22 protein-coding genes and 1 pseudogene are annotated in these 25,496 nt (G+C 56.4%); 4 read left to right on the forward strand and 19 right to left on the reverse strand.

Going from position 1 to position 25,496, the window contains the following annotated elements; translation table 11 throughout:
- Positions 1-6: 6 nt before the first annotated feature.
- From atpA to ACR0NM_RS12530, 3 genes are all read right to left on the reverse strand, one after another.
- Positions 7-1,545 (reverse strand): F0F1 ATP synthase subunit alpha, encoded by a 1,539-nt coding sequence (atpA, locus tag ACR0NM_RS12520; RefSeq protein ID WP_170392443.1) that lies wholly within the window; start codon positions 1,543-1,545, stop codon positions 7-9.
- Positions 1,546-2,106 carry a F0F1 ATP synthase subunit delta gene (locus ACR0NM_RS12525; RefSeq protein WP_480614981.1) on the reverse strand — a complete coding sequence of 187 codons (561 nt, stop codon included), beginning with the start codon at positions 2,104-2,106 and terminating at the stop codon, positions 1,546-1,548.
- A 302-nt stretch (positions 2,107-2,408) separates the two neighbouring features.
- Entirely contained in the window at positions 2,409-3,143 is a 735-nt protein-coding gene (locus ACR0NM_RS12530) for a methyltransferase domain-containing protein (protein ID WP_170401881.1), read from the reverse strand.
- 61 nt (positions 3,144-3,204) lie between these two features.
- On the opposite strand from ACR0NM_RS12530, the gene gloB reads away from it, so the two are divergent.
- Positions 3,205-3,972 (forward strand): hydroxyacylglutathione hydrolase, encoded by a 768-nt coding sequence (gene gloB / locus ACR0NM_RS12535; RefSeq protein ID WP_480614983.1) that lies wholly within the window; start codon positions 3,205-3,207, stop codon positions 3,970-3,972.
- Between the two features lie 171 nt (positions 3,973-4,143).
- On the forward strand, positions 4,144-6,468 hold the full coding sequence (clpA, locus tag ACR0NM_RS12540; protein WP_480614985.1) for an ATP-dependent Clp protease ATP-binding subunit ClpA: 2,325 nt from the start codon (positions 4,144-4,146) through the stop codon (positions 6,466-6,468).
- Positions 6,469-6,555: 87 nt separating this feature from the next.
- On the opposite strand, the gene ACR0NM_RS12545 is transcribed toward clpA, so the two are convergent.
- The 3 genes from ACR0NM_RS12545 to ACR0NM_RS12555 all read right to left on the reverse strand — a co-directional run bounded on the left by ACR0NM_RS12545 (position 6,556) and on the right by ACR0NM_RS12555 (position 10,016).
- The gene (locus ACR0NM_RS12545) at positions 6,556-8,235 is read right to left on the reverse strand and encodes a peptidoglycan -binding protein (RefSeq protein WP_480614987.1); all 1,680 of its coding nucleotides are present in this window, start codon (positions 8,233-8,235) and stop codon (positions 6,556-6,558) included.
- 3 nt (positions 8,236-8,238) lie between these two features.
- Positions 8,239-9,417, reverse strand: a complete 1,179-nt coding sequence (locus tag ACR0NM_RS12550) for a biopolymer transporter ExbB (RefSeq protein ID WP_480614989.1) — start codon at positions 9,415-9,417, stop codon at positions 8,239-8,241.
- A gap of 68 nt (positions 9,418-9,485) precedes the next feature.
- Entirely contained in the window at positions 9,486-10,016 is a 531-nt protein-coding gene (locus tag ACR0NM_RS12555) for a gamma-glutamylcyclotransferase (protein ID WP_170512532.1), read from the reverse strand.
- A gap of 67 nt (positions 10,017-10,083) precedes the next feature.
- Here ACR0NM_RS12555 and ACR0NM_RS12560 point away from each other — a divergent pair, with 67 nt between their 5' ends.
- The gene (locus tag ACR0NM_RS12560) at positions 10,084-11,085 is read left to right on the forward strand and encodes a DUF2125 domain-containing protein (RefSeq protein WP_170392459.1); all 1,002 of its coding nucleotides are present in this window, start codon (positions 10,084-10,086) and stop codon (positions 11,083-11,085) included.
- Here the strand turns inward: ACR0NM_RS12560 and ACR0NM_RS12565 are convergent.
- From ACR0NM_RS12565 to ACR0NM_RS12580, 4 genes are all read right to left on the reverse strand, one after another.
- Positions 11,082-11,903 carry an extensin family protein gene (locus ACR0NM_RS12565; RefSeq protein WP_170420536.1) on the reverse strand — a complete coding sequence of 274 codons (822 nt, stop codon included), beginning with the start codon at positions 11,901-11,903 and terminating at the stop codon, positions 11,082-11,084. The two genes, ACR0NM_RS12560 and ACR0NM_RS12565, sit on opposite strands and share 4 nt — an antisense overlap.
- Positions 11,900-12,820 carry a prephenate/arogenate dehydrogenase family protein gene (locus ACR0NM_RS12570; RefSeq protein WP_480614991.1) on the reverse strand — a complete coding sequence of 307 codons (921 nt, stop codon included), beginning with the start codon at positions 12,818-12,820 and terminating at the stop codon, positions 11,900-11,902. Before ACR0NM_RS12570 ends, ACR0NM_RS12565 begins: the two co-directional genes overlap by 4 nt.
- A complete protein-coding gene (hisC, locus tag ACR0NM_RS12575; protein ID WP_480562444.1) occupies positions 12,817-13,902 on the reverse strand; it encodes a histidinol-phosphate transaminase in 1,086 nt (361 codons plus the stop codon). The genes ACR0NM_RS12570 and hisC overlap by 4 nt, the downstream gene beginning before the upstream one ends.
- A gap of 64 nt (positions 13,903-13,966) precedes the next feature.
- Positions 13,967-15,382 carry an aminotransferase class V-fold PLP-dependent enzyme gene (locus tag ACR0NM_RS12580; RefSeq protein ID WP_480614993.1) on the reverse strand — a complete coding sequence of 472 codons (1,416 nt, stop codon included), beginning with the start codon at positions 15,380-15,382 and terminating at the stop codon, positions 13,967-13,969.
- Positions 15,383-15,485: 103 nt separating this feature from the next.
- Here ACR0NM_RS12580 and ACR0NM_RS12585 point away from each other — a divergent pair, with 103 nt between their 5' ends.
- A complete protein-coding gene (locus ACR0NM_RS12585) occupies positions 15,486-15,947 on the forward strand; it encodes an Lrp/AsnC family transcriptional regulator (protein WP_170401903.1) in 462 nt (153 codons plus the stop codon).
- 123 nt (positions 15,948-16,070) lie between these two features.
- On the opposite strand, the gene rpsD is transcribed toward ACR0NM_RS12585, so the two are convergent.
- The 9 genes and pseudogenes from rpsD to ACR0NM_RS12630 form a co-directional block, all read right to left on the reverse strand.
- Positions 16,071-16,691 carry a 30S ribosomal protein S4 gene (rpsD, locus tag ACR0NM_RS12590; protein ID WP_170392466.1) on the reverse strand — a complete coding sequence of 207 codons (621 nt, stop codon included), beginning with the start codon at positions 16,689-16,691 and terminating at the stop codon, positions 16,071-16,073.
- A gap of 212 nt (positions 16,692-16,903) precedes the next feature.
- On the reverse strand, positions 16,904-17,218 hold the full coding sequence (locus ACR0NM_RS12595) for a hypothetical protein (protein WP_170392467.1): 315 nt from the start codon (positions 17,216-17,218) through the stop codon (positions 16,904-16,906).
- A gap of 395 nt (positions 17,219-17,613) precedes the next feature.
- Positions 17,614-18,244 (reverse strand): annotated as a pseudogene (locus ACR0NM_RS12600) (IS5 family transposase); the annotation flags it as partial.
- Between the two features lie 108 nt (positions 18,245-18,352).
- Entirely contained in the window at positions 18,353-18,829 is a 477-nt protein-coding gene (locus tag ACR0NM_RS12605; protein WP_480614995.1) for a DUF411 domain-containing protein, read from the reverse strand.
- Between the two features lie 825 nt (positions 18,830-19,654).
- Positions 19,655-20,041 carry a Cu(I)-responsive transcriptional regulator gene (cueR, locus tag ACR0NM_RS12610; RefSeq protein WP_170392471.1) on the reverse strand — a complete coding sequence of 129 codons (387 nt, stop codon included), beginning with the start codon at positions 20,039-20,041 and terminating at the stop codon, positions 19,655-19,657.
- A gap of 15 nt (positions 20,042-20,056) precedes the next feature.
- A complete protein-coding gene (locus tag ACR0NM_RS12615; protein ID WP_480614997.1) occupies positions 20,057-22,567 on the reverse strand; it encodes a heavy metal translocating P-type ATPase in 2,511 nt (836 codons plus the stop codon).
- Positions 22,568-22,891: 324 nt separating this feature from the next.
- Positions 22,892-23,620 carry a DsbA family protein gene (locus ACR0NM_RS12620; RefSeq protein ID WP_480614999.1) on the reverse strand — a complete coding sequence of 243 codons (729 nt, stop codon included), beginning with the start codon at positions 23,618-23,620 and terminating at the stop codon, positions 22,892-22,894.
- A gap of 1 nt (position 23,621) precedes the next feature.
- Positions 23,622-24,095, reverse strand: a complete 474-nt coding sequence (locus tag ACR0NM_RS12625) for a c-type cytochrome (RefSeq protein ID WP_480615129.1) — start codon at positions 24,093-24,095, stop codon at positions 23,622-23,624.
- Positions 24,095-25,465 carry a multicopper oxidase family protein gene (locus ACR0NM_RS12630; protein ID WP_480615001.1) on the reverse strand — a complete coding sequence of 457 codons (1,371 nt, stop codon included), beginning with the start codon at positions 25,463-25,465 and terminating at the stop codon, positions 24,095-24,097. The genes ACR0NM_RS12625 and ACR0NM_RS12630 overlap by 1 nt, the downstream gene beginning before the upstream one ends.
- Positions 25,466-25,496 lie beyond the last annotated feature (31 nt).

Genomic DNA, 25,496 nt, shown 5'->3' on the forward strand with positions numbered 1-25,496 from the left:
TCTCCCTTAAGCGAAGGTTGCGGCGTATTCGTCCAGCGCAGCCTTGATCTTGTCGGAAGCGTCACCCTTGATCTTGGGATCTTCGTCCGTGATCCACTGAAGCAGGTCCGCGTGCTTGCCACGCAGGTGCGCCAGCAGGCCAGCTTCGTAACGGCCAACATCGGACACGTCGATCTTGTCGAGGTAACCATTGGTGCCGGCGAAGATTACGCAGACGATTTCAGCGTTGGTCAGCGGCGAGTACTGCGGCTGTTTCATCAGCTCGGTCAGACGCGCACCACGGTTCAGCAGCTGCTGGGTTGCGGCGTCGAGGTCAGAACCAAACTGCGCAAAGGCAGCCATTTCGCGGTACTGAGCCAGCTCCAGCTTAACCGGACCGGCAACCGACTTCATCGAGTTGGTCTGAGCCGAGGAGCCCACACGCGAAACCGACAGACCGGTGTTCACAGCAGGGCGGATGCCTTGGTAGAACAGTTCGGTTTCCAGGAAGATCTGGCCGTCGGTGATCGAGATCACGTTGGTCGGAATAAACGCCGAAACGTCACCACCTTGCGTTTCAATAACCGGCAGAGCGGTCAGCGAGCCCGCACCGAAGTCTTCGTTCAGCTTTGCCGAACGTTCCAACAGACGCGAGTGGAGGTAGAAAACGTCGCCAGGATAGGCTTCACGTCCGGGCGGACGGCGCAGCAGCAGCGACATCTGACGATAGGACACAGCCTGCTTCGACAGGTCATCATAGATGATCAGCGCGTGGCGGCCGTTGTCACGGAAGTATTCGGCCATCGCAGTCGCGGCGTAAGGTGCCAGGAACTGCATCGGAGCCGGGTCGGACGCGGTTGCCGCCACAACGATCGAGTAGTCGATCGCACCGGACTCTTCCAGTTTCTTCACCAGCTGAGCAACGGTCGAACGCTTCTGACCGATCGCAACGTACACGCAGTACAGCTTCTTCGACTCGTCGTCGCCTGCTGCGTCGTTGTAAACTTTCTGGTTCAGGATCGCGTCCAGAGCAACGGCGGTTTTACCGGTCTGACGGTCACCAATGATCAGCTCACGCTGGCCACGGCCGATTGGGATCATTGCGTCAACCGATTTCAGGCCGGTTGCCATCGGCTCGTGAACCGATTTACGCGGAATGATGCCCGGCGCTTTAACGTCTGCAACGCCACGCTTGGTCGCGTTGATCGGGCCTTTGCCGTCCAGCGGGTTGCCCAGACCGTCAACAACGCGGCCCAGCAGCTCGTCACCGATCGGAACGTCCACGATCGAGTTGGTGCGCTTAACAGTGTCACCTTCTTTGATGTCACGGTCGGAACCGAAGATAACAACACCGACGTTGTCGCTTTCCAGGTTCAGCGCCATACCCATGATGCCGCCGGGGAATTCGACCATCTCACCGGCTTGCACATTGTCCAGGCCGTATACACGGGCAATCCCGTCACCGACGCTCAGCACGCGGCCGATCTCGGCCACTTCGGCTTCCTGACCAAAATTCTTGATCTGGTCCTTCAGGATTGCAGAAATCTCTGCAGCTTGGATTCCCATTTATCCGACCTCTTTCATTGCATTCTGTAGGGAGTTCAGCTTCGAACGGATCGAGCTATCGATCATTTTCGAGCCCACTTTAACGACAAGACCGCCGATGAGGCTTTCATCAACGGTCGCATTGATTGTCACGGTCTTGCCCACACGCTCGGACAGCGTCTTGGACAGTTTATCCATTTGGGTCTTGGTCAGCGCCTTGGCCGAGGCGACATCGGCGGTCACCTCGCCACGCTCGTCAGCCAGCATGTCGCGCAGAACCTGCACCAGTTGCGGTACAACGAACAGACGACGTTTCTGCGCCATCAGACCCAGCGTATTGCGCAGGATGGCATGCAGGCCCATCTTGTCCGCAACAGCGGTGATTGCGCTTTCCTGTTCGGCGCGCGAAATCAAAGGCGATGCGATCAGGTCGCGCAATTCAGCGCTGTCACCCAATGCTGCTGCCAGATCGTTGATTCCGGTTTCCAGACCTGCAAGGTCATTATTCTCTTTGGCGATCTCGAAGATCGCGGTGGCATAGCGCTCGGCGATGCCAGTGGAAATCGAAGCTGGTTCGGACACGTCCACCCTTCCGATATTTGAGGCCCCGATTTTGAGTAGCGGCCGCTACCTTGGGGCGTGAGGAAACCCCGTCCATTTAGGGCGGGGATCAAAATCACCGGGGATGTAGCAGAGGTGTTCCAACCAAGCAATACGCTATAGCGGTAACAGTTTTATCCACAAATTATTATTTTTCATACACTTAACCCAAGTGCGACCCTTTGGACCGATTGGGGCAGTTGAAAAATGTTACGAATATGCAGGTTTTTGCGATTCCTGTGACCTTTTTCCCGCATTTTTTCCTTTCAAAATGCGCCGGACTGTCACGCAGGCTTTAACAAACCATCCAACGCTTTGATCGGGCGCTTCGCGGTGTCTTTGGTAACGCTTCCGCTAGGCGGACGAATAAGTTTACTGGCCTCAACCATAAGCACGCCTCCGGCCATGACGGTTGGGATGCGTTGTCCAGTCTTCTCGATCAGGCTGCCCGATTTTAGCCAGAACCGACGGAACGAAGGCGGCAGGTAAAGCGCCGAGCAATGGTTTTCAGGGACGAAGTGGTGCGCGCGCAATTGGTTTTCCAATTGGGTTGTTGAATAGGGCTGCCCAAAGCCAAACGGCGTCCGGTCTGAGCGCGACCAAAGCCCGGCCCGGTTCGGTACGACAAATAGCACACGCCCTCCGGGCCCCAGAACGCGCCAGCATTCTTCCAGCAATTGGCTGGGTCGGTTTGAAGTTTCCAAACCATGCATCACCACCAGTTTATCCACATGGCCTGTTTCGATTGGCCACATCGTCTCTTCGGTCAGAACGGAAACATTGGGCATCCCCGCAGGCCATGGCATTACACCCTGCGGACCAGGCATAAGACCAATCACACGGCGCGCATCTTTGAGGTAAGGCCGCAATAAAGGTACGGCAAAACCAAATCCGACCACAGTTTGCCCCTTGGCTTCGGGCCAAAGATCCACCAACCGACCACGGATCGCTGCCTGGGCCGCGCGACCCAGGGTGCTGCGATAGTAGAAATTCCTCAGATCCTGCACATCAAGATGCATTGCGGACACCCGGTCAATCGGCTTAGCTGGGCGCAGTCTAGCAATGAAAGGGCAAAAGGCCATGCCTCTTGAGATCGTTACCATTCCTTGCCTCAGCGATAATTACGCCTTTCTCGCCCATGATCCGGCCAGCGGTGAGACTGCCTTGATCGATGCGCCAGAGGCAGCTCCGATTCTGGCTGAACTGGATTCGCGCGGCTGGCAGCTAAGCCATGTGTTGCTGACCCATCATCATTGGGATCATGTGGACGGGCTGGGCGACATTCTGGCGAAACAGCCCGCGCGTGTGATCGGCGCAAAAGCAGATGAGCATCGGTTGCCAAAACTCGATCAGGCGGTGGTTGAAGGTGACACATTTTATATCGGCGGTGAGCCGGTCGAGGTTCTTGATGTGTCCGGGCACACAATTGGGCACATTGCATTCTACATGCCCCAAACTGGCGTTGTATTCACCGCTGACAGCCTGATGGCGCTGGGATGTGGGCGATTGTTCGAGGGCACGCCTGTGCAAATGTGGGCCTCTCTCAGCAAGCTGGCCGCCCTGCCCGATGAAACAATCGTGTGCTCGGGCCACGAATATACGCAATCAAACGCCAAATTCGCCCTCACAATCGATCCTGACAACCCTGCGCTGTTGGATCGCGTGGCCGATATCAACCGCGCCCGTGCTGCCGGAGAACCCACAGTGCCCTCAGTTTTGGGGCTGGAAAAGGCTACAAACCCGTTTCTGCGCGCTGCTGATCCGGTGATTCAGGCCCATCTGGGCATGGAAAATTCTGACCCAGCGTCCGTATTTGCCGAAATTCGAGCCAGAAAAGACAGCTTTTAACCCGTTTCAAGCCCTTTTCACGGTCACGGTCACAACAAATGTGACTGTCAAGTGAAAGAAAACCCTTGAAGCCGGGCCACGATCAACCAAACTCTAATAGTATGAGGACATGGTTGGGATGGGGATCCGGCCTAAGGCCCCCCTTCCGGCCCAATACAGAGGAGCACCCGCGTGCCTTCATTCTCGAGCACACTTGAACAAGCCATCCACGCGGCCCTTGCGGCGGCGAATGAGCGGCGACATGAATTCGCAACGCTAGAGCATCTGCTGTTGGCGCTGCTGGAAGAACCCGATGCGGTACGCGTCATGAAAGCGTGCAGTGTTGATCTTGATGAGTTGCGCAGCACACTTGTCGAATTCATCGACGAAGATCTGTCGAACCTCGTCACAGATATCGACGGGTCTGAAGCGGTACCCACGGCGGCTTTCCAGCGTGTCATTCAGCGTGCCGCGATCCACGTTCAAAGCTCTGGCCGCACCGAGGTGACCGGGGCCAATGTTCTGGTCGCGATCTTTGCCGAGCGTGAAAGCAACGCGGCCTATTTCCTGCAGGAACAGGACATGACCCGCTATGACGCGGTGAACTTCATCGCGCACGGTGTGGCCAAAGATCCGGCCTACGGCGAAAACCGCCCGGTAACCGGAGCCGATGAAGCAGAAGAAGAAGCGCAAACAGCCAGCAGCGATACCGATCAAAAGGAAAGCGCGCTTGGCAAGTATTGCGTTGATCTGAACGCCAAATCGCGCGCCGGTGATGTCGATCCGCTGATCGGGCGCTCGGACGAGGTTGAACGCTGCATTCAGGTGCTGTGCCGTCGTCGCAAGAACAACCCGCTGCTGGTAGGTGATCCCGGTGTCGGCAAGACCGCCATTGCCGAAGGTCTTGCGCATAAGATCGTGGCTGGTGAGGCGCCGGACGTTCTGTCGGAAACCACAATCTATTCGCTGGATATGGGTGCCCTGCTCGCGGGAACCCGCTATCGCGGTGATTTCGAAGAGCGGCTGAAAGCGGTTGTGACCGAGTTGGAAGAACACCCCGATGCGGTTCTCTTCATCGACGAAATCCACACCGTAATCGGCGCGGGTGCGACCTCGGGTGGCGCGATGGATGCATCGAACTTGCTAAAGCCTGCATTGCAGGGTGGTAAGCTGCGCACCATGGGCTCGACCACGTATAAAGAATTCCGTCAGCATTTCGAGAAAGACCGTGCGCTAAGCCGCCGGTTCCAGAAAATCGACGTGAACGAGCCGTCGGTCGAGGACAGCGTCAAAATCCTGCGCGGTCTTAAACCATATTTCGAAGAGCATCACTCGATCAAATATACTGCCGACGCGATCAAGACGGCTGTCGAACTGTCGGCGCGCTACATCAATGACCGCAAACTGCCCGACAAGGCCATCGATGTGATCGATGAGGCCGGGGCGGCACAGCACCTGCTGGCCGAAAGCAAGCGTCGCAAGACCATCGGCGTCAAAGAGATTGAGGCGGTGGTTGCCAAGATCGCGCGTATTCCGCCCAAGAACGTCACCAAGGACGATGCCGAAGTTCTGAAAGATCTCGAAACTTCGTTGAAACGAGTGGTGTTCGGTCAGGATGAAGCCATCGAAGCGCTGTCCAGCGCCATCAAACTGGCCCGTGCCGGTTTGAGGGAGCCTGAAAAACCCATCGGCAACTACTTGTTTGCCGGTCCGACCGGTGTGGGTAAAACCGAGGTGGCGAAACAGCTGGCAGATACGCTGGGTGTGGAACTGCTGCGCTTCGACATGTCGGAATACATGGAGAAGCACGCCGTCAGCCGCCTGATTGGTGCACCTCCGGGCTATGTCGGGTTTGATCAGGGTGGTCTGCTGACCGATGGCGTTGACCAGCATCCGCATTGCGTATTGCTGTTGGATGAGATCGAAAAAGCGCATCCGGACGTGTTCAACATCCTGTTGCAGGTGATGGATCACGGAGAGCTGACTGACCACAACGGCCGGACGGTGAATTTCCGCAACGTGGTGCTGATCATGACCTCCAATGCGGGTGCTCAGGAACAGGCTAAGGCAGCCATCGGCTTTGCACGTGACCGTCGCGAAGGCGAGGACACTGCCGCGATCGAACGCATGTTCACGCCGGAATTCCGCAACCGCCTGGACGCCGTGATCTCATTCGCGCCGCTGCCGAAAGAGGTCATCTTGCAGGTCGTTGAGAAATTCGTCCTGCAACTTGAAGCGCAATTGCTGGATCGTGGCGTGACCATCGATCTGACACCCCGCGCCGCCGAATGGCTGGCCGACAAAGGCTATGACGATAAGATGGGTGCGCGTCCTCTGGGTCGTGTTATTCAGGAACACATCAAGAAACCTCTGGCCGAGGAACTGCTATTCGGCAAACTGGCCAAAGGCGGGGTGGTCCGCGTCTCGATGAAGAAGGGCGAGCTGAACCTGGAAATCCTAGGCCCCGATCAGCCCCGCATTCCGGGCGACAAGCCCCCGCTTTTAACAGCGGACTAACCCACGGCTTCTACAACGAAAAACGCCCGCCTTCTCGGTGGGCGTTTTTCATGTTTGCCAGGTAATCCAAAGTGGTTCGTACCAGCCTTACCGCTCTGTCAGCTTCAACTCGATCCGACGATTCTGGGCGCGCGCCTCGGGTGTGTCTGCGGGATTAACAGGCTGGAACTCTCCGAACCCGTTTGCCGCCAAACGATCAGGTGGAATGCCCAGCGCGTCAACCATGTAGCGCACCACAGAAAGGGCGCGGCCCTGGCTGAGCTCCCAGTTGTCGCGATATCGTCCGCTGCCTGCAAATGGCACATTGTCGGTATGCCCATCGACACGAATGACCCAGTTCAAACCCTCGGGTATTTCGGCGGCAACGCTTCGCAGGATATTGGCAACTTTGGCAACCTCCTGACGGCCTTCCGCAGACAGGTTTGCGGACCCGGTGGCAAACAGCACCTCAGATGAGAACACGAAACGGTCGCCTTCGATGCGCACGCCATCTTGATCACCCAGCACATCGCGCAGCCGTCCGAAGAATTCCGAGCGATAGCGCTGCAAATCCTCAGCCTGCGCCGCAAGTTCCTGATTTTGACCCGCCAATTTCTCGGCCTCGGCCTCCAGCCGGATGCGTTCAGCCTCTTCCAGCAGTCGGCGACGACGCTCTTCCGAGGCCGCACGCGCCAGAGCGGCGTTCAGATCCTGGCCAAGCGTCTGTATCTGGATCTCAGCGGCTGCGTTGCGGTCTTCGTAGTCGTCCAATAGTGCCTGCAGTGATCCCAACTGGCTACGCAAGGCTGCCATCTGCTGGTTCAGCAGCGCAGTCTGACGTTGCGCTTCGGTCGAGATTTCCTGCTCCGATGCAAGCGCATCCCGAGCGAGCGCCAGCAGCGCCGCGCGCTCTTCGGCCAGCGACCTCTGTTCGGCTGCATTTGCCTGCGCCTGGGTTTGGGCATCCAATGCGGCTTGCAATTGTGCCCTCAGTTCTTCGGCATTGATCTCACCGAACTGACGCTCAAGCTCCGCCTTGGCGGCCTGTGCCGCAGCAAGCAAAGTCAGGGTATCCTCGGCTTCCTTTCGCTGCGCTTCCAGTGCCAAGGTCATCGCTGTCAGTTCGGCATCTGCGTTTTGCAAACGATCGCGCAGCGCCTCAGCAGCGGCGGCTTCGGCCAGACGCGCGGCCTCTTCCTCGGTCAGTTGCTGTTCTAGCTCGGATATCTGAGCTGCCTGCGCATCTTCGCTGGTTTCAAGTTCGGCGACGAGAGCTTCAAGTGCTTCGCGTCGAGCCGCGGCAAGGCGGGCGGCTTCGGCCTGTGCGTCGATTTCTTGTCTGCGTTGAGCAAGTGCCAAATTCAAGGCATCTTGTTCATTTAGCAACTCATCGCGTTGCGTTTCTAGCGCGGCGATATCCCCCTGCGCACGCGCCTGATCAGCCAGCAAAGCCGCGACCTGTGCTTCAAAGTCGGTTATGCGGGTTTGTGCCTGCGCCAGATCGTCTTCGACCTGATTAAGCGTTGCATTCAAGTTCCCAAGACGCGCTTGAAGACGGCTGTTTTCCCGCTCTTCCAGCCCCAGCGCCCCGGCCAGAGCGGCGATTTCGTCGGACAGCGCAGTCAGTTCATCCTCTTGCCCTGAAATGGTTTCGCGCAGCACAAATTGCACGACCATGAAGATGGTCAGCACAAAGGTCAGCACCATCAACAATCCCGTCATCGCATCCACGAAGCCGGGCCAGACCGAGCCCGAAAATCGTTGACCTGTGCGGCGGGACAGCGCCATGGGTTACTCTCCTTCTGGCGGCGTTCGTACGGCGCCCCGTGGCAAGGTCAACGCTTTGACCAGTAACTCAAAATCCTTGCGCAGTTCGTTCATGCTGTCCTGACGACCAGCGGAGATTTCTTCGAGTATACGCAGCAACTGAACATCCATCGACCGCAGGCGCATGCGGCTTTCCGCATCGATCCCCTCGCCCGCGCCATGTTCGCGCATGTGATCCAACAAAGCGTCCTGCCCCAGCGCCACACGTTCAAGCGCAGCCGTTACGCCTTCGGTCTGGGCCTGCCGCTGGTTCATTTCCCCGATGACATCGACCAAATGTCCCAGTTTGGTCGAGACGTTCGTGCGATCAACTTCTTGCGCCGAGAACATGTCCTGCAGTGCATCCATTTGTTCAGACATGGCGTCCAGTACTGGGGTCAGCACGGCCAGTTCCGCGCCGCCCTCATCGCCCGCAGCAAAGCCAACGCGGGTGATTGAGGACAACCATTCTTCCAATTCGCGATAGAACCGGTTCTGGCCATGGCCCGCGAATAGTTCCAGCAAACCGACGATCAAGGATCCGGCCAGACCCAGCAATGACGACCCAAAAGCAACGCCCATGCCCTGCAGCTGCGCTTCCAATCCTGTCATCAGACGGTTGAAGACGGCCAGACCTTCTTCACCTTCCTGCGGGTTCAGGCTGCGGATCGTATCAACGATGGCGGGGACAGTGGTGGCCAAACCAAAAAATGTCCCCAGTAGGCCAAGGTAGATCAGCACGTTGGTGATGTAGCGGGTGATCTCGCGCTCTTCTTCGACCCGTTCGGCGACGGAATCGAGGATCGATCGGGTAGAGCTAGAGCTGATCTGAGACCGCGCCCCGCGTTCCCTCAACAACGACGCCAGTGGGGTAAGCAGTTGCGGCGGGCGCACATCGTCACGTTCGACCCCTCCGGCAAAGGCTTCGATCCAACGAACCGATCCGATCAGCTGTGTGACCTGCAGAAAACAGGCAGCGACACCGATGACAAAGACCAGCAAAATGAACCCGTTAAGATACAGATTGGCCTGAATAACCGGCAGTACATATGGCAACGCCATGAACACGCCAAGTCCTGACAGCCCTATTGCGATCAGCATCATCAAAATCTGACGGATCGGTTGTGAGAAATGTGGTCTCACGCCCTGTTGTGCCTGCGCCATGCGCGTGGCTCCTGGTATTGTCTGCTCTGGGCTGAACCTATCGAAGTTCGCCCCGCGACGCCAAGAGTTTATGCGCTGATTGTCCGCACCCGTTGCGACAACCACTCAAGATCAGGGTCGTGCAGTCCGATCTCGGTCAAGTGCGAGGCAGTATTGTAGAGATATTCGGTATTTGGCCCGCGTCCGCCAACCGCATGGGCGATGATCTGGGCCTGCTCTTCCAGAGGCAGCCCGCCGCAATATTGAACGTGATGAGCGTCGATGACGTAGGTCACCGCGTTCACGATCTGCCCGCAATCCAGATGCACGTCCAGCATGCGTTCCAGATAGGCTGATGAGATCAACTCACGCTCACGCAGTTCCGCCAACGTTCGCTCTTCGTGGCCCGCCTCGACAGACAGTGCCAATCCGGTGCAGAGCGCGTCGGGCTGTTCATCCAGCGCCAATACTAAACCGGGGTCTTCTTCCGTGCCGCGATGGTGGATCGAGCGCATGCAGAACGACCGCGCATATCCGTGCAGCGTGGCGCGCTCGCTGCGCGCCACCGGGAAGCCCGGATTCCACAGCAGCGATCCATATCCGAATACCCACATCGTCATTGCACTGGTCCTTGCCTGTTTGGCCCTATAAACATCAAATCCGAGGCAGGAAAAAGGGCCATTCATCATGCGCCGTCTGATACGCGTTTTTGTATTTATCGCCCTCGCGTGGAGCGCCTACTGGTTTGTCGCCGGTTATGGTCTGCGAAACGCCCTAACCGGTTGGTTTGACCGACAGCAAGAACTGGGCTGGCAGGCCGAATTCTCGGACGTGTCGACGGCCGGATATCCGTTTCAGCACATCACACGCCTGAATAATCCCGCTTTGGCCGATCCGGTCAACGGAACGGCGTGGAGTGCGGACTGGGTCGAGTTCCAAAGCCCAGCAATCTGGCCCGGCCGCCAGATGCTGCGCTTTGCCAGTACGCCGCAGCGCCTTTCCTATTTCGACCAGACCACGACCGTTCAGGCCGAAGCGCTACAAGCCGAATTGCAGCTCCAACCCGGTGTCGCGCTGGTGCTCGAGAAAATGGCGCTGACCTCAAAGCGCTGGCTGCTGACAACCGAAGGTGATCCGCAAGCCGGAGGCCAGTCGCTGAGCCTTGTGATGGAGCAATCTGGAGCGCCCGAAAGCTATGGGATTACCGCGAAGATCGACGGATTTACCCCCGGCGATGATCTGAGACGCCTGATGCGTTCAGCATCGACCCTGCCGCAATCGTTCGAAACGCTGGAAATGGATATGTTTGTCACTTTCGACAAACCCTGGGACCGCACCGCACTTGAGCAGCGTCGCCCCCAACCCGTTGCGATTGATCTGCGTTTGGCAGAAATGAAATGGGGTGAGCTGCGTCTGTTCGCCACCGGCGAACTGGAAGTTGACGAACAGGGCATTCCAACGGGTGAAATTGCGATGAAAGCCGAAAACTGGCGCGACATGATCGCGATGGCAAACGCCGCAGGTGCGCTGCCGGATCAGGCAGTCGATCCTGTGACCCGCGCATTGGGTTTCATGGCTGGACTGGGTGGCAACCCAAATGCGCTGGATTTACAGCTGAATTTCAGAGATGGGTTCGTCGCCTTGGGTCCGTTGCCCCTTGGTCCTGCCCCGAGACTGGTACTGCGTTAACGGCAATAGGTGCCGCTGCGGTAGCGCGCGGTGTCTAGGTGGAAATGATCCCGATGGTAGCGATCAGAGTTTGGTCCGAGAACCGTGCCAAATGGCCCACACGCGCCGCGCCATACCTTGGTCAGTTGCTTCTTGGACGGATTTTTGCGCCAGCCATTCAGAACCGTCACCACCTCACCATCGGCCATCTTGAAGCCCGAAATGTCGATGGCGCGCCCTTTACCATGCTCAGAAATCCGCGCCCCTTTACGGTTGTTACGTGTTCTGCAGGCGTAATGCGCGGCGACCTGTAGCTCGACCACCGGACCTCGGCGTTTGAACGTGGGCTTTACAGTTTTGTCGACCCAATTATTCAGCGCCTGTGCAGTGCCGCAATCCATCGTCGCTGGGCGGCTCAGCCCGACCCCCGATACTGAGGTGATTTGCACTGCATCCTTAATCCCGCAGGCTTTGATCTTGCCCTTCACACGTCCAACCGGCTTACCCTGAATATCGATATCGCCACAGACTGAACCCTTACGCAGCTTGCGTTTCTTAAGAAAGACGCGTTGTTCCAATTCTTCCGGGCGCACAAACGGGCGGATCGAATTCTCGGGCCCGAGCAATGGTAATTCAGCGGGACGGGCTGCAGCGGCCGTTACCTGCGGCGAAGCGGGCCGTAGCACCGGCCGGATGTTGGGGGTGACGATTGCCACCATCGCTTGGGTGGTTTCCGGGCGCGTCAACGGCACAATAGAAGTCTCAGGCGCCGCCGCATTTGCAGTCGTTGCCGCCAAAGCAACGCAGAAAATCAAATGGCTGCAACCGATCTTTCTCATGTCGATGTTTTTCCCCGCCCGAAATCTGGCGCATCCGTATCCTGGCCCGCATCAATGATGCCGCGGCGGATCGCCCGTGTGCGCGTAAAGTAGTCGAACAATTGCTCTCCGTCACCTGTTCGGATGGCCCGCTGTAGCGCAAAGAGCTCTTCCGTAAACCGGCCCAGAATCTCCAGCGTTGCGTCTTTGTTGGTCAGAAACACATCACGCCACATCGTCGGGTCCGAAGCCGCGATGCGAGTGAAATCGCGGAAACCAGCTGCCGAATACTTGATGACTTCGGTGTCTGTAACCCGCCGGAGATCATCCGCAACTCCCACCATCGTATAGGCAATCAGGTGAGGTGCGTGCGAGGTGACCGCCAGCACCAAATCATGATGCGCGGCGTCCATCTCATCGACATTCGATCCCATACCCTCCCACAAAGCCCGCAGGCGAGCGATCGCATCCGGGTCGGAATCTTCGACCGGCACCAACAGGCACCAACGGTTGTCGAACAGTTCGGCGAAACCCGATTCAGGCCCGGAATGCTCGGTCCCAGCCAGTGGGTGCGCCGGAATGAAATGAACGCCATCAGGTATGTGTGGTGAGACGGCGTCAATCACGTGACGCTTTACCGACCCTACGTCGGACACGGTGGTACCGGGTTTTAGAACCGGCGCAATCTGCTGCGCTACCGGTCCCATTGCGCCAACCGGAACACACAGAACCACCAGATCAGCACCCTCGACCGCCTCTTGCGCGGTCTCGCAAACCCGGTCACAAAGGCCGATCTGGCGCGCCGTCTCGCGGGTTGCCTCGGATCGCGCATAGCCCGTCACTTCGCCCGCAAGCCCAGCCCGTTTGATTGCCCAAAACATGGACGAGGCGATCAGGCCCAACCCGATCAGCGCAACACGGTCGTAAATCTGGCTCATACAGCGCCCCCTTTGAACGCAGTAATCGCTGCAACCACGCGACCGCAGGCGATTTCGTCACCTACGGTGATCCGCAGCGCGTTTGGCAGGTTGTAGCCCGCGACCCGCCGCACGATCAAACCCTGCGTTTTCAAATAGTCATCGCAGGTTTCCGCCTCGGCCCTGTCAGCAAAGCGGGCGAGGATGAAATTCGTGCATGACACATCGGATGCGACACCAACCTTCGCCAGTTCATCAGACAACCAAATCCGGAGGCGTGAATTTTCAGATAGGCAGAACCGCAGATATTCCTCATCCCGCACGGCGGCCTCGGCCGCTGCAAGAGCCGTCAGCGACAAGTTGAATGGCTGACGAACGCGGTTCAGCACATCAATAATCTCTTTCGCCGCATAGCCCCAGCCAACGCGCATCCCACCTAGACCGTACACTTTCGAAAACGTCCGGGTCATGATGACATTGCTAAACCGGTCCACCAGCCCTGCGCCTCCATCGAAACCATCGACAAATTCGGCATAGGCACCATCCAGCACCATCAGGCAATCGGCTGGCAATGCATCCGCCAACCTCTGCAATTCGGCGTCAGAGATCATGGTTGAAGTAGGATTTCCCGGATTGGTCACAAAGACAATCCGTGTCTGCCCAGTGACCGCGGCAAGGATGCTATCTACGTCTACACGGCGATCTCTCTCGGGCACTATGACCGGGGTCGCGCCAGCCATTCGCGCGATGATCGGATACATGGAGAATCCATGCTCGGTATATATCACCTCATCACCCGGACCAGCATAGGCCTGCGCCACGAACTGCAACACTTCATCACTGCCGACACCGCAGATGACCCGATTGGCATCCAGTCCGTGCCGTTCAGAAATTGCGGCGCGCAGGCTGGCATGATCGGTGCTGGGATAACGATGCAGCGAAACGGCACTTTCGCGCACCGCTTCGATCGCCTTGGGACTTGGCCCAAATGGGTTTTCGTTGGAACTCAGCTTGATGACATCCGCAACACCGTCAACATGCGACTGTCCGCCCTGATACAGCGCGATGTCCATTATGCCGGGTTGAGGTGTGATCTGGTTCATGAGGGGCTCCACTAGCTTGGCCCCTCATACCTTTCTCAACGGGTTGAGAAAAGCGGCAATTATCTTACGCCGCTTTGAAGCGCGCCGTCGCCGGATCGGCATTGTAGAATGGGACGAACTCCTCGGTCCGGCGCGACAGCTCGTTAACGCTGTCGATGATGAACTGAACGGTCTCTTCGCTCATGAGGTACGAGAAATTCAATCGCACCCAACCCGGTTTCTTCATTTCCTCACCCTCCGACAGGGCCGCATGCAATTCTTCCGACGTTGCCCGATCAATGCCCAGCAAACGATGCGCATAGGGCCCGGCACAGGCACAGCCGCCACGTGCCTGGATGCCGTAGATATCGCTGAGCATCCGGGTAAACAGCTGCTGATGCACTGGCTGCCCATTCCGATCACACACGAGGAACGAGAATATCGGCAGGCGGTGTGCATTCTCGGCACCTAGCAATGTCAGATGTGGGTTGTTGGACCACCCATCCAACGCCAGGTGGTTACACTGCGCTTCACGCTGCGCGATCTCATCCGTTCCAACCGCATCTTTCACGATGAAGGCCAAGGCCGCACGAATGTCTCCGATCACATTTGGTGTACCCGCCTCTTCTCGTGTCGCGAGATCGACGCTGTAGTCGTGTCGCCAAGGCGAGACAAAGCTGACAGTCCCACCGCCGGGCCAACTCGGACACGTCCGCTTCACAACGCATTGGTTAACGACCAGAACACCCGACGCCCCCGGCCCACCCGGAAACTTATGCGGAGAGACCACGATCGCGTCCTTCCGCGCATCTTCCGGCCCCATGTCCATTGGCAAATAAGGTCCACCACCCGCATAGTCCCATACCGCAAGCGCACCATGCTCTTTCAGCATCCGCGTCACTGGATCAGGGTCGGTGATGATGCCGGTGACGTTTGACGCCGCTGAGAATGACCCAATCACAAGATCGGAATCTGCGTGTTCGATCAGCACTGCCTTTAGCGCCCGCATATCGGGACCGCCGTCAACGGCTTCTGGAATCTCGATCACCCGCGCCTTGCTTTCACGCCACGGCAGAATGTTCGAATGATGCTCATACGGACCGATCAAAACGACCGGCTGATTAGCCTCTTGCACTCCCAGCAGACTAACCAGCCGGTTGAGACCCGCTGTAGCGCCAGACCCGGTAAAGATCACCGCGTCCTCTTCCTTGGCGCCAACTATGCGGGCGATCTCGGCCCGCGCCTCGCGGCGCAAACGGGTTATATAGGAACCGCAATAGGAGGCTTCGGTGTGGCTGTTGGCATAGAACGGCAACACATGCTCGGCCACGAAATTTTCGACCTGTCGCAACGCGCGACCCGAGGCAACGTAGTCCGCATACACAAGCGGCACGTCCCCATGCAGACCCGGGATGAGTACCCCCTCACCGATCAGCCCATCACGCAGAGTATTTCCGTGAGCAGCAGATTGAATTTCTGCGCGAAAGTTGGACAAGGTCATTACACAGGCTCCATATTGCTAACTCCAATATGATTGATCCATCCTGTGGAAACCTCACAATTTTATGCTTTATATGTCCGGATTTTGTGTCATATGAGTTTATATGGAGAAAAAATTAGATCAAATTGACACGCGTCTTCTGAAGGAACTGCAAAAAGACGCAACACTTTCCCAGCGAGAATTGGCAGATAGGGTCGGCCTGTCCCAAAATGCCTGCTGGCGAAGAATAAAGGCCTTGAACGACACAGGTGTCCTGCAAGGTTCTACGGCGCGCATCGCGCGTGAAAAGCTTGGGCTGAATCTGGTGGTTTTCGTCATGCTGCGCACGCGCCACCACTCTGCCCAATGGTTGCAGGCCTTTCGCAGTCATGTCCTGACCATTCCTGAAGTGGTCGATTTCCATCGCATTGGCGGCGACTATGACTATCAACTCAAGGTCGTTACAGAAGATATGGCCTCTTACGACAAAGTCTATCAACGCCTCATCGATAAGATCGAACTGGACAGCGTCACCTCCTATTTCGCAATGGAGGCCATTGCCGAAAGTCGCCCGCTTCCTATCTGATCCGCCTCTTCATCTGGCCAAATATATCTCGGGGGAGTCGCGCAGCGACTGGGGCAGAGCCCCATCAAAACAAAAAAGACCGCGCTGAAAGCGCGGCCCTTAAACTCAACAGGTCGGCGAAGATTAGTTCTTCGCGTAGAATTCGACGACCAAGTTCGGTTCCATCATAACCGGGTAAGGCACATCGCTCAGGCCCGGTGCACGCACGAAGGTCGCGGTCATTTTCGAGTGGTCGGCGTCGATGTAGTCAGGCACATCACGCTCGGCCAAGCCGACAGCTTCCAGGACAACCGCCAATTGCTTGGACTTGTCACGCACTTCGATAACGTCGCCTTCTTTGACGCGGTAGGACGGGATGTTGACCCGCTTGCCGTTCACTTTAACGTGGCCGTGGTTCACGAACTGACGTGCGGCGAACACGGTCGGAACAAACTTGGCGCGGTAAACAACGGCGTCCAGACGACGCTCCAGCAGACCGATCAGGTTTTCACCGGTGTCGCCTTTGACACGCTCAGCTTCTGCATAGATGCGGCGGAACTGCTTCTCGGTCAGGTCGCCGTAGTAGCCTTTCAGCTTCTGCTTGGCACGCAGCTGCAGACCGAAGTCAGACAGTTTACCCTTGCGGCGCTGGCCATGCTGGCCGGGGCCGTATTCACGACGATTAACCGGGGATTTCGGACGACCCCAGATGTTTTCGCCCATCCGGCGGTCGATTTTGTACTTGGCAGACGTGCGTTTGGTCACGGCTGATCTCCTTCTTTAGATCGAGGCCCCGATGGGCCACTATGAAGGGCGTTGTCCTCTTGAGGTTTCCCCCATGACAGGCATCCCCTCGCGGGGGCCACCAACACCAATGAAGTCGCGCTTATATCCCTGCTTCGGCCAGAGTCAACACGCCAGAGCAAGCAAAGGGTAGGATTTCTGCTTAGAGTTGGAATCTTTCTGAGAAGTATCCGTTATTCAGCGGCCCAACCGGCAGTATTTGATAGACTTACCGGCACTGAACTTGCATTTGCACGAGCCGCCGGGAACACGACAACCTTGTCGTCATAACCGCTGTCAATCTCAACAGGTTCAATATGCGAAGCTGCCGAACTGACCCAGAAATCTTGATCAGGCTCAGGGTATCCATCCTCAAACACAAGCACCAGAGACGCTTCGTTCACCTCACGCACCAGCTCGGCAACGAAAGTCTGAGCCCCGTTTGACAACTCGATCTTGGCACTTTCGTTGATCTCGCCGGGGTTGGCGAAACTGGCTCCGGCCGCCAATATAGATCCCAGACCGGAGGAGCCTGCGTGCAGCGCAACTTGGTCAGCACTTGCGGCGAGTTGGACCGCTCGCCCCCTCCAGGACCAAGAGCTACCAACGCGCAAGTGGGCCAAAGGCGCCGCCTCAAGCCCGTCAACTTCCGTCTGTGTCCAAAATATTGCTATCCGACCGTTACAACCGGTTCTCATCTGTCCGCCCGCACTTTTACTCATCCCACAAGTAACTGTGCTTGTGTATCAACGAAAAAATGGGCGGAAAAGAGACCGAAATGCAGCAATCACGAAAATGTTGCTAAAGAACAGCCTCATATTGATACTTTTCGTCGAATGTTGGTGAACGTCTGGCGCACTGCGCTAGACCCTAGGCTCATTGAATTTCGGAGCCTGAAAATCTCTGCGAGTGCGATGGCTGATGGGAACACTTTCAGCCATCTTTCGTAGCGGGTTTCTACTCGGCCCTATTCATTCAAGCGACCGAATATGATCTTGATGCGGTTTCGGTGCTTGAACCTGTGTTTATCTTTTCGGACAGGCTTCTCGCGTGACTTTCTGCCGGGGAAGCATGGGCGTATCCCTTTGTCTTTCATAGCCTTTCGGAACCAGTCAGAATCGTAACCCCGATCAGCAATCATCCAATCGGCGGCTGGTAGGCTGCTTAGAAGTGCCCTGGCACCCGTGTAGTCACTGATCTGATCGACAGTTATGAAAGACCGGATTGGGTGGCCAGAAGCATCGCTGACGGCATGCAACTTGGCGCTCATTCCGCCGTTGGCACGCCCAATCAGGCACCAGCGCCCCTTTTTTCAACCGCAGGCTTGAAGCCATGCGATGTGCCTTCAGATACTTGCGCAGGCTCAATTGAACGCATGGCGTTCGCCTGCTCACTTTTATCATGATCGCCCTGTGATCGGAATGGTCCGAAGCCAGCCTTTCCATGATCCGTGCAAACACGCCGTTGTCGCTCTAACGTTTTTAGCAGTTGTAGAGCGTCTTGGGTGGGCCATACTCCTTCGGAGCATCGGACCAGCCCCGTATCGGACTAGCCGACCTTGAACTCGCTTTTCAATCGCTGCTACCGAAATTCACACTAAACGCTTGGCAATTCCGTTTGCGGTTGTTGCAAAAAATTGGCAATCACGCTGCCTTGTAATGGTTGAAAACTTCTGTGGTGCCATCCTTACCGATCAGGTAAACCGAATAGGCTTCCCGCTCACTCTCCGGCCCCATACCAGGTGAGCCATAGGGCATACCTGGCACTGTCAGCCCGACCGCATCAGGGCGTTCGGCCAACAAGCGCCGGATGTCCGCCGGGGGCACATGACCTTCTATGACATAGCCCTCGAGCAAGCCCGTGTGACAGGACGCCATCTCTTCTGGAATACCCTTGTTAGCTTTGTATTCAGACAAAGTCTCCCAGGAGGCATTCTGCACTTCCATCTCGAATCCTTCGCGTTGCATAATATCAATCCACGCGCCACAACACCCGCATGCGGGGTCCTTGAGAACCTGCACCAGCGGTTTGGTCGTTGCAAATGTAGGTGAAGCTAGGGCGATGCCGGAGGCGCTGAGGCCAGCCAGGAAAAGGCGTCGGTCAAGTTTCGTGGTAGTCATGTCATTTCCTTTCCGTGTTTACGCCTGCGCTGTGATATTCGGTCTTGTGACCGAAATCGCAGGCAAGTGCTATGATTTGTGTCAAGCGGGCGATCATGACCAGCCCTGTTTCTGTTCGCTTTCGGTGCATAGCGCACGCATGTCGCAACCGCTTGGATAAGATGAGCGCCAAGGCAAATACTGATATTTTAGCCTCTCTTCCACGCATAATAATCTCCTGACGACCGCAGTGCATGCTCGAACAGAAACAATTTGAAAACCCGCACTTTCGGGACTTTGGATGTTAGGATATTTGTGGAGGAAGATTGGGCGTCAGAGGCGTTTGAGAATCATGGTTATCAGTGTCCATGTTACGGTTTCTCTGGCCATAAGCTTCCACCAAAACCACAGGTCCTAATTGGGTCGGGTTTTCACCTACGCAACAGGTTCCAGTGTGGCATGCCCCGCCACAACTCATGCAGTCGTCCGCGCAATCTTGATCGGTGGTAGAATGAAAACGGCGATTGTTGTGTTTGAATTCAGATGCTTTTGACGCGATCGAAACGCCATACTGTTTGTGGCTGTCTGCGATCTCAAAGTCGTTGTTTGCAAAAGCAACAGAGCCGATGATTGTCACAGTAAGACAGACGCACACTAAAAGCGTTTCTCTTAAAACAGGGATCAACTCATTCACCGTACTGCGGTCGTAGTGTGATCGTGGCAACGTGCTGACCCGAAGCCAACAAAACTACAATTGATAGCGCGGCTCGCACTAGAGAAGAGCGGATTGCCACGTCTGAAGAAAAAGATTGCCAAACTTGGAGGCAGATCAAACAACAAGGTTAACTACGCTTGGCCCAAGTTTTTTAGAATTGGACAGTCTGGGCGGTGGTCGCCAGCGCATTCTTCGATCAGATGAGACAGTGTTTCATGCATCGCCTTCAGATCGGAAATCTTATCGTCGATCTCTTTCAGATTCTGTTTTGCAATTTCTTTCACGTCCGCGCTTGCGCGTTCTTTGTCCTCGTAAAGCGCCAGTAGCGAACGACAATCCTCAATGGTAAAGCCCAATGAGCGGGCCCGCCCGATGAAGGCCAGCTTGTGCAGTTCCTTTTCGTCGAAATGGCGATACCCATTGAGGCTCCGCTTGGGTTTGATGAACCCGATATCCTCGTAATAGCGGATGGTTTTGGCAGGCAGACCCGAACGTTCTGCTACATCTCCGATATTCACAGCGGTACTCCTATACTATCCAGCATGCACTGAACGCAGCGTTTGCTCGGTGTTCTGCGAGATCTGTTCTCGCCCAACTTTGATCGGCTTTACCCAGCGCAATCGCAGCGCATTGGTCAGGACAAATACACTGGAGAGAGCCATGGCACCTGCGGCCAAAACCGGCGATAGCAGCGGGCCGCCAAACGGATAAAGCACCCCTGCCGCAACCGGTATGAGCAGTGTGTTGTAGCCGAACGCCCAGAACAGGTTTTGGCGGATGTTACGCATGGTGCGCTGACTAATATCGAAGGCATTGACCACGCCCGTCAGGTCGCCTGACATCAGAACGACATCAGCCGCTTCGATGGCAATGTCAGTGCCTGTCCCGATCGCAATTCCTACCTCAGCTGCCGCCAAAGCAGGCGCATCATTGATGCCATCACCCACAAAGGCCAGTTTTCCGCCATTTGAACGCAAATCCTGCAACGCTGATACTTTACCCTCGGGCAGAACTTCAGCCACGACATGATCGATGCCAAGCTGCGCTGCAATGGATTTGGCAGTAGCGGCATTGTCGCCGGTGATCATCGCTATTTTCAGGCCCAGCCCGTGCAGAGCTTCGATTGCGTCCGGCGTGGTGGTTTTGATTGGGTCCGCCACAGCGATTACGGCCGCGATAGCCCCGTCTACGGCAGCATAAAGTGGAGTCTTTCCGTTGATTGCGAGTTCAGCGCCCCGATCAGACAACGCGCCCATTTCTACCCCTTCGCGACTCATCAGGCGGTCGGCCCCGATCAGGATTTTATGGCCTTCGACTGAGGCGCTTACCCCGTAACCGGTGATCGACGTGAAGTCTTCTGGCTTGGAAAGCTCCAGACCACGGGTTTCTGCCGCGCGCACGATGGCTGTGGCGATTGGATGTTCTGAAGTGACCTCAACGGCAGCAACAAGGTGCAGAACCTCGTCTTCGGTCATTCCTTCGGCCACAATCAGGTCGGTCAGCTCCGGACGCCCTTCGGTCAGGGTGCCCGTCTTGTCCACCGCAACAACGGTGGTTTCCTGCAGCATTTGCAAGGCATCGCCCTTTCGGAACAGGACGCCCATCTCGGCAGCGCGGCCAGTGCCGACCATGATGGAAGTAGGTGTGGCCAACCCCATGGCGCAGGGGCAAGCAATGATCAGTACCGCAACCCCGGCCACCAACGCCAGGCTAAGCGCGGGATCGGGTCCGAACAACATCCATACCAGCACTGTAACAACGGCCACTGCGATCACTACCGGCACAAACCACAGCGTGATGCGGTCGACCAGGCCTTGAATCGGAAGCTTGGCACCCTGTGCTTGTTCGACCATCTGAATGATCTGGGCCAACATAGTGTCTGCGCCGATCTTTTCAGCACGGTACGTCAATGCACCCGCGCCATTTACGGTCCCCCCAACCACAGTTGCGCCCTCGGTTTTTTCGACGGGAACCGGCTCTCCGGTGATCATGCTTTCATCGACATATGACGCGCCGGTCATTACGGCACCATCCACCGCGATTTTTTCGCCCGGTCGAACGTGCACAATATCACCTACAACAATCTGCTCAATCGGTAGCTCGACAACCGATCCGTCGCGCTCAACTCGCGCTGTTTTTGCCTGCAGACCGACCAGTTTTCGGATCGCTTCACCAGTTCGACCCTTGGCGCGCGCCTCGAGGAATCGCCCGAGCAATATGAGAACCACGATCACCGCTGCGGCCTCGTAGTAGACATTTGCGGTTCCGACCGGAAGAACACCCGGCGCAAAGGTCGAGATAAGCGAGAACCCATAGGCCGCCGAAGTGCCCAGAGCCACCAGAGAATTCATGTCCGGCGCGCCTCTAAACAAGGAAGGGAATCCCTTGGTGTAGAACTGCAAGCCTGGCCCAAAAAGAACGATCGTGGTCAGAAGGAATTGCAGGTAATAGCTGTTCTGGATGCCGATGGTGCTCGCTATCAGGTGGTGCATGCCCGGAATAACATGCGAGCCCATTTCGAGAATGAATACCGGCAATGCGAGCAAGGCGGCGAAGCTTGTTCGCCGCGCCAAATGGCTGATCTCTGCCGCTTTGCGGTCGTGTGGTTCGGTCTGCGTTGCGGATCGCAGGCTCGCCGGATAGCCAGCAGACGCCGCATGCGCCGCTATGGCTTCGGGTGTTGTGACTCCCTCAGCATAACGCACAGTTGCACTTTCAGTGGCCAGATTGACCGACGCGGACAAGACGCCGCCATCGGCTTCCAGGGCTCGTTCAACGCGCCCTACACAGGATGCGCAGGACATGTTCTGAATATCCAGCGTGACCTCTGCGGTCCGCGCCGGATATCCGGCGCGGTTTAACGCATCAGCAATGGCCGCTTTATCGGCTGGATCGCGGAAATCGACCTGAACGCTTTCACTGGCGAGATTAACCGAAGCGGCATCTACCCCTGGCACATCTTTCAATGCGCGCTCGACGCGCCCAACGCAGGAAGCACAGCTCATACCCTGAACCTGGAACCGCGCATGTGAATTTTCAGTCATATTGTCACCACGTATGTTCTGCTGACGGGCAACATAAGGGTTCCAGCAAGTGGAAGGTCAAGGGATGAGGCTGACTTTCTTTCTCATCATTCATGACGACGCTAAGTATCCCGGATAGAGCTGCGGGCACCGCAAGTCAGCTATAGACAAAGCCATTGACACAGTAAGTTCCTCCGCACAGTTGGACTTTGACATGAAAAACCGCAGGGTACGTGACTTAAGCACTAATCAACTTGATCATATCCTTGCAGCTCAGAGTCCGAGGGATACGAAGCCACGTTCGCAACAGTAGTTTAGGAGCGCACATGCTGTCGTCCCTTAGTTCTATCTTGCGTCTCTGACTGCCTCGATTAGCCGGGTCATTTCATCTTCGGCGAACGGACCCGGGGCAAGCGCATCTCCAATCACAAACGAAGGGGTGCCACTGAAGCCAAGCTGCCGGGCCAATTCCATGGACACCTGAATATGCGCATCGACTTCCGGCGCCTCCATGTCTGCGCGCAATTGATCCTCGTCCAGGCCAAGTTCCCGAACAACTTTCAGGACACTGGCCTCAGTGGCACGACCGTTCAGAGCCATAAGCGCCCAATGAAATTCTTCATATTTTCCCTGATTACGTGAGGCAAGCGCGGCGCGTGCCGCGAAGTCGGAACCTTCTCCGAGTATGGGCCATTCTCGGTAAACAACTCGGACTTCGGAATCGCCTGCGATTAAGTTTTTCACGACCGGGGCCGCGCGTTTGCAATATGGGCAGTTATAGTCAAAAAACTCGACTACGGTTACATCACCTTCCGGGTTTCCGATGACAGGCGCATTCGGTTCCTGTTCCAGCAATTCACGCTGATTTTCCAAGACGTTTCCAATGGCTTCGGCTTTTGCCTGATCTTCGCGCTGTTGAAGCAATTGAATCGCCTGCATGATGATTTCGGGGTTTTCCATAATGGCTTCCAGAGCCAGCCGTTTTACATCGGAGTCAGACAATTCGTCAGCACTCGCCATAGCAGCACCAATCGACATAGTGATGGCAATTAAGCCTGCAAAAAATCGTTTCACGTCAGTTTCCTTCCGTTTGTTCTGCCTCGGTGCGCTGCTCTTGCAGCTTGCGTTCCCGATCCGGCCAACTCTCCTTGATGAAGGCAAGGATGTCCCAGATTTCCTGATCCGACAGAGTGTCCTCGAAACCTGGCATACCGCTTTTGACATCAGCGACGCCCATCTGTTTTAGTGTTTGGTACCCGCCAAGCTTTGTATAATCGAACAACAGCTTGTCGCCGTGATGCCAGGTGTGCCCTGTTCGGTCATGCGGGGGAGCTCGCAAGACGCCATCTGGATCAGGTGTCTGCCAATCTGGTTGACCCTCCAAATCTGCCCCGTGGCATGACGCGCAGTTTTCGGCATACAAAACTGCACCACGTGCCGAATCCGCTGATGCACTGTTTTGTGCACGCCCGCTCAGGCCCCAGCCAGCGACCGCGAAAATGATCACCACAGCAGCTAGTGACACCCATTTCGCCGCGCTCTTGTTCATCACGCCACGCTCAGCCAGGTCTTCATTCCAGCGGCCTGATGCGACAGCATATGGCAATGAAACAGCCAGTCCCCCGGGTTATCCGCAACGAACGCAATCTCCCGCGTTTCCATCCGGTCAACCAGTATCGTGTCTCGCAGCGGTCCCAGGCTCCCGTTCGACAGTACTTCCTGAAAGTGCGTCCCGTGCAAGTGCATGGCGTGCGCAAAGACAGTGTCGTTCTGCATCTGAATACGGACTATGTCGCCACGCGAAACAGAAGCGAGCGGGTCTTCGGGTAACCCTGCAACTCCGTTGAATGTCCAGATCTGTCCTTCCTGAACCAACTCATTAGCGCTCATGACTTGGCCGTTGTAAGTACCTTGACGCAGTCCGCCCATCGCCCCGCCTTCCATCACCAATGGAACCTTTAAGGCGTCAGAAACATCTTCAAGAAAAGAAACAGGGTTGGGTGGCAGAGCTTCAATCTCACCGCGGCTGGCAGATGTACCGCTTCCCGAAACCGGGATCTCAGCGATAACAAATGATTCATCGCGTTCGTGAAGAGTTATTTGAACGGCTTCGTTCGATTCCGCTGTGACGTCGACGATCAAATCTGCTCGCTGCGCAGGTCCGAAAACAAGTGTTTCGAAATCTTCTGGCTGCCTTACAGGCATGCCATCATAAGCGACCAGTTTCCCGTTTGCGCCACCTACTGACACATACATGATCCGATCAGTTGCCACGTTGACCATTCGAATTCGCAATCGCTGGTTCGTCAAAACTTCGGTCATTGGCGATATGCGCGCGTGAACGTAGTTTCCCATCCGACCTGCATGGGTCCAATCATGCATTGCACCAAAATCATCTACTATTTGAGCGTCCTTACCCAACCGCCAATCATCCAGAAGGATCGTGATGTCATGGTCCGTGTCCGGCGGGTCCGTTTCGTCGACGATGAACGCGCCGTAAAGGCCCCTGGCCACTTGTTCCGTTGACTGGTTGTGAGAGTGATACCAGAAGGTCCCTGCGTCCTTCAGAGGCAAGTCATACTGAAATTTGCCGCCGGTTGGTACAGCCTCCTGCGTAAGGCCCGGCACCCCGTCCATATTGTTCGGAACCCGCAATCCGTGCCAATGGATTGCTGTAGGCTGAGGTAGCGAGTTCAGGAGTGTCCGACGAACCGTTTCGCCTTGCCGGGCACGAATTTCAGGGCCTGGAACACCGCCATCATATCCCCATATCTCGGTTTCCGGATAGTTGTTGGGGGCAATACGCGCCAATCCTGAACGCGCCTCGATTATTCGGGGGGCGGTAGCCGCCCTCCCGATAGTCGGCGCTGCGATTAGTGCCGACGTGCCTGCAACGAATTGCCTGCGATTGAGCTTCATTAGGACTTCCTTCCAAAGAATACTTGATCTC

The organism is Ruegeria sp. AF2 (assembly GCF_056542025.1).